19 protein-coding genes and 2 pseudogenes are annotated in these 16,048 nt (G+C 40.6%); 16 read left to right on the top strand and 5 right to left on the bottom strand.

From position 1 onward, the window contains the following. Window positions 1-65 precede the first annotated feature (65 nt). Complete coding sequence (locus GCU48_RS01300; protein WP_208812050.1) at window positions 66-368, bottom strand: hypothetical protein; 303 nt, start codon at window positions 366-368, stop codon at window positions 66-68. A gap of 44 nt (window positions 369-412) precedes the next feature. On the opposite strand from GCU48_RS01300, the gene GCU48_RS01295 reads away from it, so the two are divergent. From GCU48_RS01295 to GCU48_RS29000, 3 genes are all read left to right on the top strand, one after another. After that, the gene (locus tag GCU48_RS01295; RefSeq protein WP_244316003.1) at window positions 413-694 is read left to right on the top strand and encodes a phage distal tail protein; all 282 of its coding nucleotides are present in this window, start codon (window positions 413-415) and stop codon (window positions 692-694) included. Window positions 695-855: 161 nt separating this feature from the next. Beyond that, window positions 856-1,335 carry a phage tail spike protein gene (locus GCU48_RS29005; protein WP_370881000.1) on the top strand — a complete coding sequence of 160 codons (480 nt, stop codon included), beginning with the start codon at window positions 856-858 and terminating at the stop codon, window positions 1,333-1,335. A 21-nt stretch (window positions 1,336-1,356) separates the two neighbouring features. Beyond that, the gene (locus GCU48_RS29000) at window positions 1,357-2,013 is read left to right on the top strand and encodes a phage tail protein (RefSeq protein ID WP_370880999.1); all 657 of its coding nucleotides are present in this window, start codon (window positions 1,357-1,359) and stop codon (window positions 2,011-2,013) included. Window positions 2,014-2,392: 379 nt separating this feature from the next. Here the strand turns inward: GCU48_RS29000 and GCU48_RS01285 are convergent. The 3 genes from GCU48_RS01285 to GCU48_RS01270 form a co-directional block, all read right to left on the bottom strand. Beyond that, window positions 2,393-3,510, bottom strand: a protein-coding gene (locus GCU48_RS01285) for an IS3 family transposase (RefSeq protein WP_152378784.1) whose coding sequence is annotated in 2 segments (ribosomal slippage) — window positions 2,393-3,264 and window positions 3,264-3,510 — 1,119 coding nt in all. Because the reading frame shifts where the segments join, the coding sequence is not laid out codon by codon here. A gap of 612 nt (window positions 3,511-4,122) precedes the next feature. Beyond that, the gene (locus GCU48_RS01275; RefSeq protein WP_152378783.1) at window positions 4,123-4,578 is read right to left on the bottom strand and encodes an AraC family transcriptional regulator; all 456 of its coding nucleotides are present in this window, start codon (window positions 4,576-4,578) and stop codon (window positions 4,123-4,125) included. A gap of 570 nt (window positions 4,579-5,148) precedes the next feature. After that, complete coding sequence (locus tag GCU48_RS01270) at window positions 5,149-5,754, bottom strand: CPBP family intramembrane glutamic endopeptidase (RefSeq protein WP_152378782.1); 606 nt, start codon at window positions 5,752-5,754, stop codon at window positions 5,149-5,151. Between the two features lie 232 nt (window positions 5,755-5,986). Here GCU48_RS01270 and GCU48_RS28580 point away from each other — a divergent pair, with 232 nt between their 5' ends. The 13 genes and pseudogenes from GCU48_RS28580 to GCU48_RS01215 all read left to right on the top strand — a co-directional run bounded on the left by GCU48_RS28580 (window position 5,987) and on the right by GCU48_RS01215 (window position 15,002). Then, complete coding sequence (locus GCU48_RS28580) at window positions 5,987-6,121, top strand: hypothetical protein (protein ID WP_280116418.1); 135 nt, start codon at window positions 5,987-5,989, stop codon at window positions 6,119-6,121. A gap of 63 nt (window positions 6,122-6,184) precedes the next feature. Beyond that, window positions 6,185-7,395, top strand: a protein-coding gene (locus tag GCU48_RS01265; protein WP_244316002.1) for an IS3 family transposase whose coding sequence is annotated in 2 segments (ribosomal slippage) — window positions 6,185-6,434 and window positions 6,434-7,395 — 1,212 coding nt in all. Because the reading frame shifts where the segments join, the coding sequence is not laid out codon by codon here. A gap of 57 nt (window positions 7,396-7,452) precedes the next feature. Further along, a pseudogene (locus GCU48_RS28995) lies at window positions 7,453-7,563 on the top strand (phage holin family protein); the annotation flags it as partial. Then, entirely contained in the window at window positions 7,543-8,163 is a 621-nt protein-coding gene (locus GCU48_RS01255; RefSeq protein WP_370881049.1) for a GH25 family lysozyme, read from the top strand. The pseudogene GCU48_RS28995 and the gene GCU48_RS01255, both read left to right, overlap by 21 nt. A 118-nt stretch (window positions 8,164-8,281) precedes the next feature. Continuing rightward, window positions 8,282-8,725 carry a phage holin, LLH family gene (locus GCU48_RS01250; RefSeq protein ID WP_244315998.1) on the top strand — a complete coding sequence of 148 codons (444 nt, stop codon included), beginning with the start codon at window positions 8,282-8,284 and terminating at the stop codon, window positions 8,723-8,725. A gap of 353 nt (window positions 8,726-9,078) precedes the next feature. Further along, entirely contained in the window at window positions 9,079-9,390 is a 312-nt protein-coding gene (locus tag GCU48_RS01245) for a transposase (RefSeq protein ID WP_152378781.1), read from the top strand. Between the two features lie 38 nt (window positions 9,391-9,428). Next, window positions 9,429-10,307, top strand: a complete 879-nt coding sequence (locus GCU48_RS01240) for an IS3 family transposase (RefSeq protein ID WP_208811931.1) — start codon at window positions 9,429-9,431, stop codon at window positions 10,305-10,307. Window positions 10,308-10,862: 555 nt separating this feature from the next. Continuing rightward, entirely contained in the window at window positions 10,863-11,171 is a 309-nt protein-coding gene (locus tag GCU48_RS01235; RefSeq protein WP_152378779.1) for a DUF2500 family protein, read from the top strand. 1,067 nt (window positions 11,172-12,238) lie between these two features. Continuing rightward, a pseudogene (locus tag GCU48_RS01230) lies at window positions 12,239-13,656 on the top strand (transcriptional regulator). Next, entirely contained in the window at window positions 13,619-13,741 is a 123-nt protein-coding gene (locus tag GCU48_RS28575) for a hypothetical protein (protein ID WP_280116429.1), read from the top strand. Before GCU48_RS01230 ends, GCU48_RS28575 begins: the two are co-directional and overlap by 38 nt. A gap of 210 nt (window positions 13,742-13,951) precedes the next feature. Then, a complete protein-coding gene (locus GCU48_RS27515; protein ID WP_244316234.1) occupies window positions 13,952-14,044 on the top strand; it encodes a hypothetical protein in 93 nt (30 codons plus the stop codon). 74 nt (window positions 14,045-14,118) lie between these two features. Next, window positions 14,119-14,496, top strand: a complete 378-nt coding sequence (locus GCU48_RS28990) for an IS3 family transposase (RefSeq protein WP_152378777.1) — start codon at window positions 14,119-14,121, stop codon at window positions 14,494-14,496. Beyond that, window positions 14,478-15,002: an IS3 family transposase gene (locus GCU48_RS01215; RefSeq protein WP_244315996.1), complete on the top strand. Its 525-nt coding sequence runs from the start codon at window positions 14,478-14,480 to the stop codon at window positions 15,000-15,002. Before GCU48_RS28990 ends, GCU48_RS01215 begins: the two co-directional genes overlap by 19 nt. A 94-nt stretch (window positions 15,003-15,096) precedes the next feature. Here the strand turns inward: GCU48_RS01215 and GCU48_RS01210 are convergent, their stop codons facing one another. Then, window positions 15,097-15,651, bottom strand: a complete 555-nt coding sequence (locus GCU48_RS01210) for a hypothetical protein (RefSeq protein WP_152378775.1) — start codon at window positions 15,649-15,651, stop codon at window positions 15,097-15,099. Window positions 15,652-16,048 lie beyond the last annotated feature (397 nt).

Raw genomic sequence — 16,048 nt, 5'->3', positions numbered from 1 at the left:
ATGGTTGTAATTTCATCAATAGTCATATGACCAATTTTCGGCAGAACGTGATTCTTGATTTTGGATCAGTGAGATTCCAAGGTGGCTCCGTTCTTTAATTCTATTGCGGCGTACTTCGGAACCCACTCATTTTCATAAAAGTTTTTAAACGTCAGCTTGCTGGGTTTGATGTAGTTACCGCTTAATACTTCACTTTTAAAAGCAGCTAATTGATCGTCCAAGTAATCCTTAAGTTTTCGTGTTGCGTCTTTGTACTTCGGGTAGTTCTCAGACAGCTTCATCAGGGATGGGTCATCGATTTCATGGTTCTTATCAGGCCGGTTTCGAGTACCGTCAGCGTGATACCCAAGATCAATACTTCCCTTCAAATAATCCCTCCAACCAAACGTATGAGTTTATCCGTGAAATTGAGATGATAGCAGAGCGTATGTCTGGAGCAGGCAGCTTACATGCAGATGCTGACAGGTATCATACGGACTATATCGAGTTTACAGATGTATTCCGACCTGGGGAAGTAATTGTTATTGATTTTGGCAAATTCAAGATTACACGGAATGGACAGAATGTTTCACATCTTTACAATGGAGATTTCTTTGACTTGAATCTCGGTAATAACAACCTGACTTGGACAGACCCGGAGACAGGCAGGACGGTGCTGTGTCGTATTACTCATAGAGATAAATTTTTGTATTGAGGTGACTTATGGCGAATCCAACTATGCAAGTATTGATAAAAACATGAGACGTGTTGGACCGCTGGCTGACTCTTACGACATTCAGCGGCGGCGCAGGATCAACAGTGAATATGAGTTAACCTTTATGGTTCCAATAAACCAGCGATGATTACCGTGAAAAGATAGCAATCAAGGGCCACGTTCGAGATGAGCGTGGCCAATTTTATGTCATTCAGTCTCGTAGCCGATCACGCGAGGGAAAAAAACTGACTGCCAATATATATTGTAATCACGTTATGTTCAAGCTCAATGATTACAAGTTTCCGTATGCTTCATACATTGCTGAAGCTTATGGTATCCATATCAACCAGCTTACAGACTTGATTACGGCTGCTACAGGCGGACGGTTTAAGTTTGTTATTCACGACACATTCGATCTGCACGATGTTAAGGACTTTGGGCGAAGCACTTGTCTTGAAGCACTTAACAAGATCATTCAGATGTATGAGTGCGAGGTTGAACCAGACAATTTCACTATTAACCTTAGAAAAAAGATCGGAACCGACAGCGGATTACAGTACCGGCTTAAAAAGAATATCGTATCCAGCAGCTCTAAAGATAAGGGTGAATCTTTGGTCACACGCATGTTTGCACAGATGTAGGATGGACGTACTTTTATCGGAATGGATGCGTCCAAACTGACGGACGAGGAGCGGAGCTTGCTTTCCGGTGTACCGGGAACGATTGTAAACGGAAAGCTGGCGGTGAATTACTTAATATCGCCATACGCTCAATATTGGGCCAGTGATTCCGTGCCGTTTTATGATGGCGAGATTAAAGAGCAGGACATAGAGGAACCGGAGGACTTGTTGAAGGCTACGCGGAAGGCTCTTGCCGAACAGGAGAATGTAACGCTGGAGGTAACTGTATCAACGGCAGACTTGTTTAAAATTGATAACTCGGAACCGGAGCCGCATTTGGGTGATGCTGTAATGTGTATTGATCCGGCGATGGACATGAACAAACTCAAAGCTCGAATTACAGAGCTTACAGAGTATCCGTATAGCCGTAACAAACACAGCGAGCCTACTATATCCAATGTCAATTTACGAGACTATGCGGACATTATTTCCGACCTGGAGCGGAATAAAAACATTATCAATAATTTGTTTTCCAATGGTAAGATCCGGACGGAGGTTTTTGAATCCTTTGCAAAGCAGGCCGTGATTGACATTGATAATTCCAAAACAGAAATCAAGTACGATCAACGGGGCATCGTCTTGCAGGATCAAAGCAACGCACTGAACCAGGTTATTATGACTTCGAACGGAGTTTCTTAACCACCGATGGAGGTAAAACAGCAAGAACGGCTATTACAGCGCACGGGGTAGTAGCCGAGCAGATTGTCGGGCAACTTGGTAACTTTGTATCCTTAGTAATTGGTAGTGGCAATAACGTAACCAAAATTAATACGAACGGAATCAGTGCAGGGAATGACGATTATACTATTGCGCCGTTCCGAGTAGACATGCAGGGAAACGTAGTTGCCAGGTCAATCAAGCTTACAGGCCAAATTGATAATTCAGAAATGAATGCTTCAGATATTAGGGCTAGTACAGTTAATGCAAGTACAATACGAGGAAGCAAACTAATTGGTAATGAAATAGAGGGCGGTATTATTACAGGGACCTTATTCCGTACTGGACTGTCAACAGTAAATCAGACAACTTTTTTAAGGGCTGCAGCTTTGTACTGGACTGGCGTCATGTATCTTAATGTGCCGTGAATACGATGCTTGTTGAACCAGTTCACATAATCATATAATTCTAGTTTTAGATGATGAAGACTCTGGAAATTCATTTGGTTTACAAATTCTGTTTTCATCACTTTGTAGGTGGCTTCGGCCACGGCATTGTCGTAGGGACAGCCTTTCATACTTAGGGAACGGCCAATGTCAAAGGTCTCTAGCAGTTCGTCCATGGTTTGGTTCCTAAATTCGCTTCCACGATCCGTATGAAACCACTGAATGTCGCTCAAATCGCCCTCTACCGTGGCAAAGGCACGGGAAATCAGAGCAGCATCTTTGTTGGGACCTGCACTATGGCCAATGATTTCACGATTAAATAAGTCGATCAGTACGCAAATGTAGTGCCACTTGTGCTGAACTTTCACATAAGTTAGATCGCTGACTACGAAACGTTTAGCTTCGGTTTGATCAAATTCACGCTTCAACACATTCGCCGTTGTTGCTTCGTTACAAGCGGTCTTGTGCGGCTTATACTGCGCTATCGTGTACGTGGACACGAGGCCCTGCTCTTTCATAATCCGTCCAATTCGACGTCTGGAAACGGTGTATCCTTGCTCCTGAAGTTTGACTTTCAACTTGCGCGTTCCATACGCCTTTCGATTGGTATGAAAGATCTCTACGATAGCCGTAGTTACTTCGTCTTCGTTGTCTTTTTCTTTCGCTTCATAGTAGAACGTGCTTCTAGCGATTTGCAGGACTTCACACAATGCTGATACCGAGTATTTATCACTGTTTTGCTTAATGATTTTTACTTTCGTCCCATGATCAGCGCGGCTTGCTTTAAAATATCATTCTCTATCTTGAGTCGCTCATTTTCTTTACGGAGCGCAAGGAGTTCATTCTCTTCTGCAGTTCGGTTATCTTTTTCAGCGAATGAACCTGAGGTTTGAGCCTGCTTGATCCAGCGATCTAGAGCCGATGGGCTAAGCTCATACTCTCTCGCAATGGCTGCTCTCGGCTTTCCGTTGTCGTATAACTGAACCATTTGTTTCTTAAAATCTGCTGTAAATGTACGTCTTTGTCTTGGCATAGTAGATCCGCTCCTAATTCTAATGTTTTCATTCTACTAGCCCTTATTTTTTCTGTCCAACTAAGAGTAACCGATCCAGGGACCTATTATCATTCGATCAGTTGATGATGCTACTTATTTAAAAGGTCCTGTGGATTTTTCCGAAGCATTTGTGAGTGGACTTGCTTTAGAGGTAGGGAACATTGAGGGACTCGAAAAAACACTCAGGGGTTTTCGTGATGATATTGCTGAAATGCGTGGTGATTTGTTCAATGGTTTGATTGTTAATGCAACATTCGACCCGGTTCTAGGAATCTAAAATTGTTCAGCCGAGGAAAAACTGTGGCTACAGTTAATATTCCTGCTGGTGGAAGCTCTAGCAGTTCGACAATATAATGTTTACTGCACCTCCTACCGAAGCAGTTGAAGTTGATTTAGCTAAATATAAGACTAAACTAGAAGAAATAAATAAAGCTATAGCTTCCCTTAAATAAAATCCGTAGTTATCCAGCAACAAACAAATTATATACTGTATACACAAAAGCCCTCTTAAACAGAGGGCTTTTACTTTTATAAAAGGGAATTAGTATTAGACTGCCTTCAATAATAGAAACAACCTATGTCTTAATACGTCTATTGGATAGGAACGCAAATTTCGCAATAATGATTATTAATAAGTTCAACTGTATATCGCTCCAAGATAGGTCTGGTTTCATCTAATCTGAACCTTTGTTTTTTTAACTCCAAAAATATTTCAGCCCAAGCATTTTGAACAGCTTCTGCTGTATGATGTATCTTAAAGACAGCGTATCTTCCTCCACTAATGTTACTCAGGCTTACTTCATCAACATTAACACAGTAATCATCAGGGAGAACCAAACATGCATCGTAGCGACAATTTTCCGGCTTCACAAATGCAGGATTATCTTGGGCAATACCAAGGATAATAGACGTATTATTAAATAAATTATTCGATTTAACCCAACATTTAAATTTCTCCATTAGTTGTGAATTTGCAATTCCATAAGGACCAATCTGTCTCATGTATGCAATTCTACAAGACGGTATTTTTTCAATTTCAGCCTTCATATTTTTCTTCTCTTTCTTTTTAAAGTACATCGATGTCTGAAACCATCATATAATGCTTTAAAATTAGAAACAAATCAATTTTTAAAATAGTCAAATTGGCGCCTAGTACCCACCGTTCTTTATTTCTAAGAAGGCTTGGTCAATAATTGTTTTATAGGCTTTGTTACTTGATTCAGTTGACTAACCCCTTTTCATTATTTTATCGTCTTGGGATTCGGAAAAGAGTTTAGATTTATGTCCATTAAACAGCCTGTTAGTTGAGAAAACGGCAGCCACTTTATCGGCTGCCGTCTCTTCTTGTTTATTGAGTTATTGTGTCCAGTTAGCTTTATACAAATATTTTATCAACGCACATAGATCCCAAGCCCCAATGATTATAATTATAGCCCCTTGGATGTTGTATAAGGAGTTTTGAGCGTTTAATCCAGACATTAAGCTTCTCAGTCTTAGCGAAGGTGCTAACTATTTCTAATAATAAGGCCAATACTTTTATAACTTCATCTTTTCCAGATTCAGCAACATCACCGGTAAAAACATAAAGGATTGACGCCCTAAAAAGGAATAGGTACATCACTGCCTTAAATAAATAAGAATATTATAGACACTATGTGCAATCGTTGGAGCCCATATTGAAGAAGTCTTTTTATATATAAATCCAAGAATGTATCCTACGAGAAATATGGTCACATAGTTAAGAAGTGAATATCCTGAAATAATACCTATTGGAAAGTGTATCCCCATAAAAAGTATAGCTTGTATAAAGTTATATCCCTTTACCCGATGGTCTCTTAGTTTATTCATAACGAATCCCCGGAACACCACTTCCTCAGAAAACGCCGCTAACGGTGTAATGATCCATCTGATTCCTATGTCAAAACTAAAACCTTTAAAGATGGCAAGTTCAATTACTACCAATACGAGTCCGATAATTCCGCCTGTAAATACTCCCTTGATAACATTGTGTTTTAATTTCAAGTAGCTAGTGATTTGTTGCATCCTTAAATGATCGATACATACGAAATAAATGATCACCAACCCGATCCAAAAAATCAGCTTTATCAAAACGGATATCAAATAAAGCCCCAAATCAGATATTTGAGGATGAAATGTTAGCTCCTTAATTGTCCAGCCCATATAAAAAATTAATATAAAGTGAGTAAGTTTACTTTTAGTCATTTTTTTTGTTCCTTTATTAAATTTCAGCTGATAGTTTAATATTACCATAAATTGTTCTGTAACTCTAATATCTGTAGTGATTTTGGATGGGCGTTTATTGGGGATAAATAGAACAATGTTTCCTTTTAAAATCCGCAGCGTTACAGCAACAGAAGTATTTTAAGATACAAGTGTGAAAAGCTTCTGAATAATACAGGGGCTTATTTTACATCTTGAGGAGGTGATGAAATCCGTGGCAAAGATAAAATCCGCATTAGATATACAAATGGATCTAACAAGGCCAGTTGAAGAATTGACTGAAGTTATTTCTGCTGTAATTGCTTCACTGCCGCATAAGCGTAAGGAGATCTGGATCGGCTACACTTAGTTGGACAACAAAAATGGGGGCTTGTAGAATAAACCTATTACACTAAGGAGCGGATTATCTACAATGCCAAAACAACAACGTCGAACCTTCACCTCAGAATTTAAAAAGCAAATGGTGCAACTCTATGAAAACGGGAAATCTCGGGCAGCGATTGTGGAGGAATATGGCCTCACAGCTTCAGCTTTAGATCGCTGGATCAAGCAAGCTCAGACGTCAGGCTCCTTTAAGGAGAAAGACAATCGTTCTTCAGATGAAAACGAACTGTTGGCTTTGCGAAAAGAGAACCAGCGTTTGAAGATGGAGGTCGATATTTTAAAGCAAGCCGCGCTGATCATGGGACGAAAGTAGCTATCATCCAGAACAATCGTGATAAATACTCGGTATCAGCAATGTGCTACGTCCTGCAAATCGCAAGAAGTACGTTTTACTACGAAGCCAAAGAACAGGCAACCGAAGACGATGTAACCGAAGCGGTTGTGGATATCTTCCACAAAAACCGAAAAGCCTATGGCACGCGCAAGATCAAAATCAAGCTCCATGAGCGCAGATTCGTGGTGTCCAGACGTCGAATTGGCCGGATTATGAAAGAACATGGACTCGTTTCAACCTACACGGTGGCACAATATAGGCCCTATAAAACCGCCTGTAATGAAGCGGCTACAGCCAACATCCTGAATCGTGAATTTGACCAAACCGAGACCAGGCGCTTCGTCGTCAGCGACCTGACCTATGTGAAGGTTCAGCACCAGTGGCACTACATTTGTGTACTCGTTGACCTGTTCAATCGAGAGATTATCGGTCATAGTGCAGGTCCGAACAAGGACGCTGCTCTGATTTCTCGCGCCTTTGCCACAGTACAGGGTGATCTGCATCAAATTCAGTGGTTTCATACAGACCGTGGCAGTGAATTTAAAAATGAAAAGATGGACGAGCTTCTGGAAACCTTTGAGATCGGTCGTTCTCTGAGCATGAAAGGCTGTCCCTATGACAATGCCGTAGCGGAAGCCACCTACAAGGTCATGAAAACCGAGTTCGTAAACCAGATGGAATTTCAGAGCTTTGATCATTTGGAGGTCGAACTATACGATTACGTCAACTGGCTTAATAATTATCGCATTCACGGAACACTGGGATACATGACACCTGCTCAGTACCGCCAAGAGGCCCTTAAAAAGCTGTCTGATTTACTGTTGACAATCCAGATCCTTGGCGGCTTGGATATAGCGGTGGGAAATGCATTAGCAGAGATACAGGCCCAAGAAGAAAAGGAATAGAAAGTAGACGATGATAGCTAGGAAAAATTTCCTGAACGGAGAGACGGGGGAAGCAAGGTGGATAAGTGGGAGGTTTTTAAGTTCAGTACTGCTTTAGGAAGCAGCGCTGTGACGTATTTTTACGGTGGGTGGTCGGGAGTATTGGGGGTGTTGCTTGCACTGGTCATATTTACCGGAGTGCGGCCTATTGTGTACACATATCCGTCACTCATTGGCAATTTTACTGGGTTGTCAGATTATCCGTTATGGATTGCCCGATACAGCGCTACACAAGTTCCGTCTGGTGCGTCCGGATGGTCACGCTGGGATTTTTGGCAGTATAGCGATGGTTCCGCTGGCGGCACATTGCCGTCCGGCACGCGTAAGGTGGCTGGTATCGCCGGACCTGTCGACCTGAATGAATTTGACGGTACGGGAAATGATCTTCAGACGCGGTTTAGCAAGAAGCCTTCCGTACCTAAAGAAGAGGCTGCGATTGCTAAGGATGGATCATTCCAGATTAACGGAGAGAATGCGGGTAAGGTGCCGTTGTTCGACGGCAAGGCCTACGTTCCACTGCGTATGTTGGCGAATGCTCTTGGTATCCCTTTACGTTGGGATAATGCTAAAAAGGTCGCATACCTGAATAATCGCAAATTGCAATCAGTTAAATTGGTTGAGGGAACTGCTTATGTACAATTGAGGCCCATTGCTGAATCTTACGGAGCCGAGACTTCATGGGATGCTAAAAATAAAATTGCTGGTCTTAAAATGAAAGGAGATAAGTAATCATGCAAACAATTATCAAAACTGTACAACCTTACGTAAATACCATCGTCACAGCCGCTGCGGGTGTGCTTACAGCGTTTGTTTTAGGAGGTCTGAACAAACTAAAACTAAGGTTAACGTGTGGCTAGAAGCGCGTACCACGGCGGCACAGAGGGAAGTAATCCATAAAATTGCTGGGGAGGGCTTTGCTTTTGCTCAAACAGCATTTAAAGAAGCTGGGGGAGAACGTAAGCTTCAGGAGGCTTTGCAGTATGCTTCACTTACTCTTTCCAGTCAAGGTATCGTAGTATCCCAAGTAGAGCTAAGATCCGCGTTTGAGAAGGCATATCTGGAGTATAAGGCTAAGACAAAGACTGTAGCTATCACTGAAACACAGCCATCAGAGGATGTAGCGCAGGCAGCCGCTAAAGAAGCTGTATCGGGTCTGGCTGCAAAGTTGAATGATTTCTTAGCGCAGGCAACGGCTGAAGTAGAACCTGTTGTTCCTGCTCAGGTGCAATCTAAACCTGGACCTATTTCAGCGCCGATAGAAGCTGTTCAAACGCCTGTAACTACGGAGTAAGGTAAAGCAAATACCCTACCACTTTTGCTGGTAGGGTAGCTTTTTTAATAATATATATCGTCTTCTGTTGTATCATACGACTTTTTGAAATTAATTTTTTTCTTTTTTATATATATTATTATTGCTAAAAAGGACAAGGGGATTGGAACATAGGTTCCATAGACATTTATAAGTTCTTTAGAGAAAGGTGTAAAAGACAACACTATAAAAGAAACTACACAAAATAATAAATAGAATAATAATAGGCCTACTAATAAATTTATAAGTTAAATATGTTACTCTTTAGCCCCTTAGTGAACTTGGACACTAAGAGTGTATATGGATTACACTACTAGTGATAAGGGGCTGAGGAAATGACACGAAATAAACATTCTAGAGAATTTAAACGCCAAATCGTCAAGGAAGCCATCGAAACCGGGAATAAGGCAGCTGTAGCCCGGAGATATGAAATTGCCGTCAATATGCTTCACCGTTGGGTAAAGGAATTTGAAGAAGGTAAATATGGTGAAACTTCACTGGAAACCATACATGGACTAGATTCCAAAGTGCTTTCCCAAGAAAATGATCAATTGAAGAAACTACTGGGTGAACAGGCACTAGAGATTGCGATACTGCGTGACTTGATAAAAAAGAAAAACCCTCATTTGCTGAAAAAGTGGAAGTAGCAGAACACTACATTTGTGAAGGATATGCCGTCACGCTTGTGCTACGACTGGCCAACATCCCGAGATCTAGTTACTACTACCATAAAAATAGAAAATTGATCGAGAAAACAGCAAGTGGGGGACGACAAAAGCCAGGATATTCGCTGCGTTCGGACGGCGTAAAAGTACCGGATGCTCAGATTATGGAACGGATTATGGAGTTGATTTCTGCAGACGGCCATGCGTATGGATACCGAAAATTAACCGTCGCTTTACGCCGAGATGATGGCCTAATTATTAACAAAAAGAAGGTTTACCGATTGTGCAGAGAATTGAACATCCTGCGACCACAGCGAAAAGTGAACTCATCTTACCCACGGAAACTGGCACGAAATCGGATGATTACGAATTCGAACCAACTGTTTGAGACGGACATTAAGTACGGTTATATTGCAGGAGAAGACCGATTCTTCTTCATTCAGTCTTGCCTCGATGTTTACGACCGTTCTGTGGTTGCTTACCATATAGGATTGCGGTGCGAGGCCAAAGATGTGATCCGAACGTTACAAACGGCCTTGTTTAAGAGACAATTATTTGAGGTGCAAACCAAACCTGTGATTCGTTCAGACAATGGCCCTCAGTTTATTTCTCATGGGTTTGAAGCTGCCTGTAAAAGCTTTGGAGTGGAGCATGAACGCATTCCTCCACGAACACCGAATATGAACGCACATATTGAATCTTTTCATAGGTTATTGCAGGATGAATGCTTGGCTCGCTACGACTTTGAAACGTACAGCGAAGCTTATGAAGCCGTCACTGAATTCATTCATTTTTATAATGAACGAAGAATTCATTCCAGCATTTGCGATTTGTCGCCGTCTCAGTTTTATGAGAAAAACAAGACAAAACCGATTCCGATCCGAGAAGTTCGTGTATAATTTCAAAAACGAAGTCTGGATGAGCAAGAGAGAGTTAGTGTCCAAACTTAGGGGGTTAATCCGGTTAACTAAAAGGCCCTCTTTGTTTAGGTACCAACCAAGAAATGAAAAAAGAGAGCCGAACAGGGCAGCGAGTGACAATCTTATAATGTAACTTAGCCATACTACATCAGTATACGAACTGAAATAAATACCTAAAGCTCCTCCAACAACAGCACCAAAAATTCCAACTATTGTAGTAAGTGATAAACCGTTCATGTTTGCAGTTCCTCTCTCGAATAATCAATCTTCTTTATATCCAAAGATTACAATGTTTTTGATATAGTCTATCAGGCCTAGGGAATTTTTTCTATATATATTTACAATATAGACCAATTAAATTATACTGATAACAACACATACGGAAGCACCGTTGTGCAATCCGAAAGCATCGGTGACACCCTACTGGCTAAGCTGGTGGGGTGTTTTTCTATTGATTTTCATTGGATATCAAAATAAACTGTTGAAAAGCCGATATCATAATTACCAACGAATGAATACTGAGGAGGATTATAGATGGGCTTTTGGATTCTTTTACTTGTAGTCGTGGGACTTATTTTTTCAGCAATGATAGGCGGTTCTCGGATTGCCAGCAATAATCGTAAACAACCGAAAATAGAACGCATAGGTGAAGTAGTTGACAAGCGTGTAGATTGGACTGAAGGATCGTCTTCAAAAACATTCTATATAACCTGCGAGTTCGAAAACAATGAGCGCAAAGAAATTACAGTTGGTGACGATAAATACGGCCTTTTTGTCGTAGGGGATAAAATCAAAGTAACAAGCCAAGGTACTTGGAACTGGGCAGAACGCGTCATAACGTGAGGTGATCAGCATAATCCATATAGTATTTACACAATCACCCAAACCAATTATACTTACCCTATAATCTGAAAGCATCAGTGACACCCTACTAGCTAAAGCCAGTGGGGTGCTTTTACGTTTAAGGGGGATGTTATATTGGCCTTTGATTTAATTCCATTTATACTTAATATGATAATTATTCTTATCTCTATTGCTGGTGGAGTACTTTTGATTGGAACATTGTACAGGGGCTATATACTGTTAGGTATACTTCTTACTGAGAGAAAGAATAAAGACAACACTGAGAAAAAAATATAGAATAAAATAAACTCGTTTACAATTAAGTGGAGATTGTTTTACCTTGAAGAGATTTCCGCGCTATTAGTTTTTCATCGGTGACACTCTACTGGCTAAGCTGGTGGGGTGTTTTTGTTTACCTAGAAGTCTATTCCCTAAACATTGCCTCGCATAACCTGTGTAGTAACAAGGGAGGCGTTACGTGTGAGGGGAACTGAAAGAGGTTGCGGAAGTACTGACGGGAAAGTTTGGACATCAATAGTTGCTGTCTTGACATTGTTCATTTTGTTGGTAATCATCTTGGAATTAATTTTTTTATAAAGATCCTTAGGCTTCCACCGTCATTTTTGCGAATTGCCGTTTAGCCCTGTCAATTTTTTTAATGACACATACTGTATACCGTATCTAAAAAAAAGGAGGAGTTCATGTGAGTGAATGTGGACATGAGCATAAGGCCAAACATTTTTGTCCTTTCACATCGACGGGGGCAATTTTGGTACTCTTTATTCTATTGGTTATAATCACTAAAGCGTGCTGGATTTAATTTTGTGAAAAAAAGCTGTTGGATCACACATTTCTTTCACTTCGCCCAGTATAAGTCTGATATTGCCTCCTAAATATCTGTTAACACTCTATTGGTTTCGACTGATAGGGTGTTTTTTTGTTTCGTTTATGCCAAAGTCTGAAATCAAACATTAGTTGCATAGTATATTGACAGATGGTTAATTTTGGTGAAAAATGAAGTATGTTTTTAAAAATTATGGAATATTTATGCGAAGGGTGGCTATGGCATGAAGCATACACCTACGATTTGGGCAGAATTAGACAGATACTTAAAACAAGAAGGTTTGAGTCTAATACAGTTTGGGCATATTGCAGGCATGAATAGGGGGATAGTAAGTGCTATTGTGACGGGGAATAAGACTATGTCTGTTAACCAGCTTGACCTAATCACTAAGGCTATGGGGTTACCGGAAGGCCACTTTTATGATTTGTTTATAGAAAACTACATCATCGACCATCCTCCGAATATGAGGCGAATCGAGCCATTTTTGTTTCGCTGTGCGGAGTTGGATAAGTTTGATTCGATTCGTCGAGTGGTGGGGGCCATCATGGACAATCTACTCTATTCGCCCAAACTATTTGACATTGCAGAGGAATTATTGGCACAGGGGCGACATGCGGCTGCATTGCTGCTCTATGAGGGGGTAGCTGAAGCGGAGAAATATCAACACTCTGAGCGTTTGGCAGTCTGTCAATATCGTATATTTACGATTCAAGTTGGAGACGATCAAAGCCGTAATCTTAGTGCAGCTACGATTTTTGAAGTTTTTGTTGAGCGCCTTGATGAAATAGACCAACTTGACGCATTGAAGGATTTGGCTAATGTGTACAGGTCTTTGCGTAAATGGGACAAGGTTGACGAAATGGCGAAGAAAATGAGAGCTAAAGCCGAAATCCAATATACACTGAAACATCAACAGAACAGTCGAGAACACACTGAATCTACTGATAAGCTAAGCCGTCCATTGTTTGTATACATTTCCTATGCTGACCTGTTGTGTGCAAGCGTCTGTGAAGCCCAAGGCGATTATCAACAAGCTCTAGACTATACATACACCTACGCTAATTTAGATTGGGTAATGGAGACTGGCGAAGATACCCGGCACTGGATTAGCTTGTTCAAAATTTGGGCAGAAGGTAATACTTACGTATATAAACTTTTATCAGGAGATATAAATGTGCTGCATGATTATGTTGAATATATTGTAGCCACGTCAGCGACTAACGAAAACGAGAAGATATCAAAACTGCTCAATGTTATAATTGCCGCAAACCAATATAGCATAGATGTAGACGATATACTCAAACGATTTGAATCGGAGATTAATTCGTATTCTGAACAGCCTCTATCCGATGATATGTATACACAGCAAGTAATACCGGACTATATCGCGTGGTTTGGTTACGAGTTAGCTTACTATTATTTACATCGAGGCTCCTACAATGATGGTTTTAAACATTTGATGTATTCAACGGTAAGTTATCATACACTAAATAATGAGACTTATTTCATTAATTGTATGGGGCTATTTTCACATTTTCGGGATCATGCTGTTCCTGAAACCAAAGCTGGTTTTTTAAATCTTATGAAAAGGTGTGGATGACTAATGTTGAAAAAAACGGTACTGCTGATTATCGCGTTTAGCTTTTTGTTATTTATTATAACTGTGCCGGATCAAGCCTTAAACCACCATAGTATCCAGCCTCAGGTTACCATTGGAGGAGCTTAAACATCAGTCCCAAAAATCCCCGCTAACCTTAATGAAGTGCACCGCTTAGAATAAACATTGGAATAAACCCCTGGTTTATCCAATGAAATCTAAGGGGTGCATTTTTTATGCCAGCGAAAAAGGGAACAAAGTTTTAACGAGTATACGTTTGAAACCAAGGTAGAGGCCATACGACTCCATATTGAAGAAGGTTGGACGTATCGTAGACTCATGGAGAAGTTTGGGATCGCAGATCGACATCGATTAAAAGAATGGATGCGCAAATACAAGCAACTCGGTGAATTCGGGTTAATGGATCAGTGAGGACGGCGTAAGGAGTATATCGACCAGGATAGGTATGTACAGAAGCTGAGACGGGAAAATGACATGCTAAAAAAGTGTTTGGAAATCTGGATACAGGAGATGAAGCACACAAATATATAACCATTGAGAAAGCTGCGAAAGACTATCCCATTAGCAAACTGTGTACGCTTTTCAAAGTCTCCAGAAGTGGATATTACGCCTTCTTAAAGCGTAGAGGAGCAGATCGAGATCGGGACGCGAAAGCACTTGTAAAGAAAGTGTATGAGCAGTATAACGGAGTCTACGGCTATCGCCAAATTCAACTATTTTTGCAGCACGATCATGGAGTCTGGATGAACCATAAAAAGGTACTCCGACTCATGCAGGTCTTGGGAATCGCTCACAAATTCGCCGGAAACATCGCTGCAACTATGCTTCCTCTACGAAAGGTCGTGTGGCGAAAAATCTGCTAAAACAGGATTTCAAGGCGGACAAACCTAATCAAAAATGGGTCACAGATATCACGCAATACCGTGTGGGGGATTGCTGGCTATATCTGTCTGCGATTAAAGACTTGTTCAATAACGAAATTATCGCGTACCAGATGAGCCATAGAAATGATAACGAACTGGTTTTACAGACGTTTCGACAAGCCTTTAAACAGCAAAAAGACGTGACTGGCCTCATCGTTCACAGCGACCAGGGATTCCAGTACACGTCCCATGCGTACCATGACATGCTGCCAAAGGTTGGCGCCCGAATCAGCATGTCTCGCCGAGGCAATTGTTATGATAATGCCTCGATGGAGAGCTTCTTCTCGCATCTCAAAACGGAAGGGCTCTACCCATATGATATCCGAAATATGGACGAGGCACAAAGGAGAATAGAAGAATATATTCGATTTTACAACCAATGTCGACCACAACGAAAGTTAAATAAGCTGCCTCCGAAAGAGTATCGGAAGCAGCTTATAGCCTAGGGTCTTTTTTCAGTGTCTATAAAATGGGGTCTTGACCATATAGTCGCAGGGTATTTTTTGTGTGTTTAATTAAAATGACTGCAGTTGATATAACTCAAGGTAATTGTCCAGTGCCTCTGTACTTACCATATTTAGCATCCCATTTGTATGTTGCAAGTGCTGAATCCCATCCACCTACAACTGGGCGGTAATTCTTCCAAAATTCTAAAATCTCACCATTTGGCTCTATACGAACTTCTAAATCACCCATAATAGATAGTTTTGGTTTCAATGTTCCATTTTCCAGTTTGTAGACATATAATTTCGTATTTGACGGATAATAATTATAAGTCACGGCTACATGTTTTTCATTTTTAGCGGGTGAAAATATTTGAATATTAGGTTCTTCAAAATCATCATCTGAATATATTTCATCCTGTATAAATACAATTATCCCTTTTGAGTTTATTAAATAAAGTTTTCCCGATTTTGTTAGAATAAAACTTTCGGTTTTCTTATCGGAATTGATATCTTCTGTTTTAATTAAAGCGATTTTTTCATTAGGGTACCTTTGATTAAACTGGGCCTTAGGATCGGAAGAAGCAAAAGCCCAGTTTGAAGATAATAGAAAAAAGGTAATGAAAATCAATTGGAAAATAACGGTTCTCATAGTGATCTCCTCAATTTTAGATTGTTAGTTGATCAGATTCTTTCTTCGACAGGAAATTATGTTTTATAGTAGTCTATCAGACCTAGGAAGGTTTTTCTATCTGAAATCTCTTGAACGGAACATTTGTTCGAATTATAATTTGTACATAACATTTCAGGAAGCGGATTCAGTTGGTAAAGAAGCTTGAGGGGAACGGAATATTCGAGAGTTCGCGGATCATCATTCCAGAGCACAAGGAAGCAAGCGCTTATAGAGTCCTACAACTGTAACACTGGTGGTTTTTAGCCCGTTCGATGACGAAGAACTCACAGGTGTAATCACGTCTATAAATACTGCTCGCAGGGAAGTAAAACTGTTTCGTGGCGAGGATGATTTTAGTTGGATCAAGTTGGAGGAT

Source organism: Paenibacillus brasilensis (genome assembly GCF_009363115.1).
In the GTDB taxonomy this organism is placed as follows: domain Bacteria; phylum Bacillota; class Bacilli; order Paenibacillales; family Paenibacillaceae; genus Paenibacillus; species Paenibacillus brasilensis.
This window is presented reverse-complemented; position numbering and strand designations above follow the sequence as displayed.

What these genes read in the sequence shown, in the direction of transcription:
- GCU48_RS01295 (WP_244316003.1), top strand. Translation starts at nt 413, where the DNA reads ATGATAGCAGAGCGTATGTCTGGAGCAGGCAGCTTACATGCAGATGCT.
- GCU48_RS01210 (WP_152378775.1), bottom strand. Translation starts at nt 15,651, where the DNA reads ATGAGAACCGTTATTTTCCAATTGATTTTCATTACCTTTTTTCTATTA.
- GCU48_RS01275 (WP_152378783.1), bottom strand. Translation starts at nt 4,578, where the DNA reads ATGAAGGCTGAAATTGAAAAAATACCGTCTTGTAGAATTGCATACATG.
- GCU48_RS01245 (WP_152378781.1), top strand. Translation starts at nt 9,079, where the DNA reads ATGACACGAAATAAACATTCTAGAGAATTTAAACGCCAAATCGTCAAG.
- GCU48_RS01235 (WP_152378779.1), top strand. Translation starts at nt 10,863, where the DNA reads ATGGGCTTTTGGATTCTTTTACTTGTAGTCGTGGGACTTATTTTTTCA.
- GCU48_RS27515 (WP_244316234.1), top strand. Translation starts at nt 13,952, where the DNA reads ATGGAGAAGTTTGGGATCGCAGATCGACATCGATTAAAAGAATGGATG.
- GCU48_RS01270 (WP_152378782.1), bottom strand. Translation starts at nt 5,754, where the DNA reads ATGACTAAAAGTAAACTTACTCACTTTATATTAATTTTTTATATGGGC.
- GCU48_RS29000 (WP_370880999.1), top strand. Translation starts at nt 1,357, where the DNA reads ATGGATGCGTCCAAACTGACGGACGAGGAGCGGAGCTTGCTTTCCGGT.
- GCU48_RS28575 (WP_280116429.1), top strand. Translation starts at nt 13,619, where the DNA reads ATGTTGAAAAAAACGGTACTGCTGATTATCGCGTTTAGCTTTTTGTTA.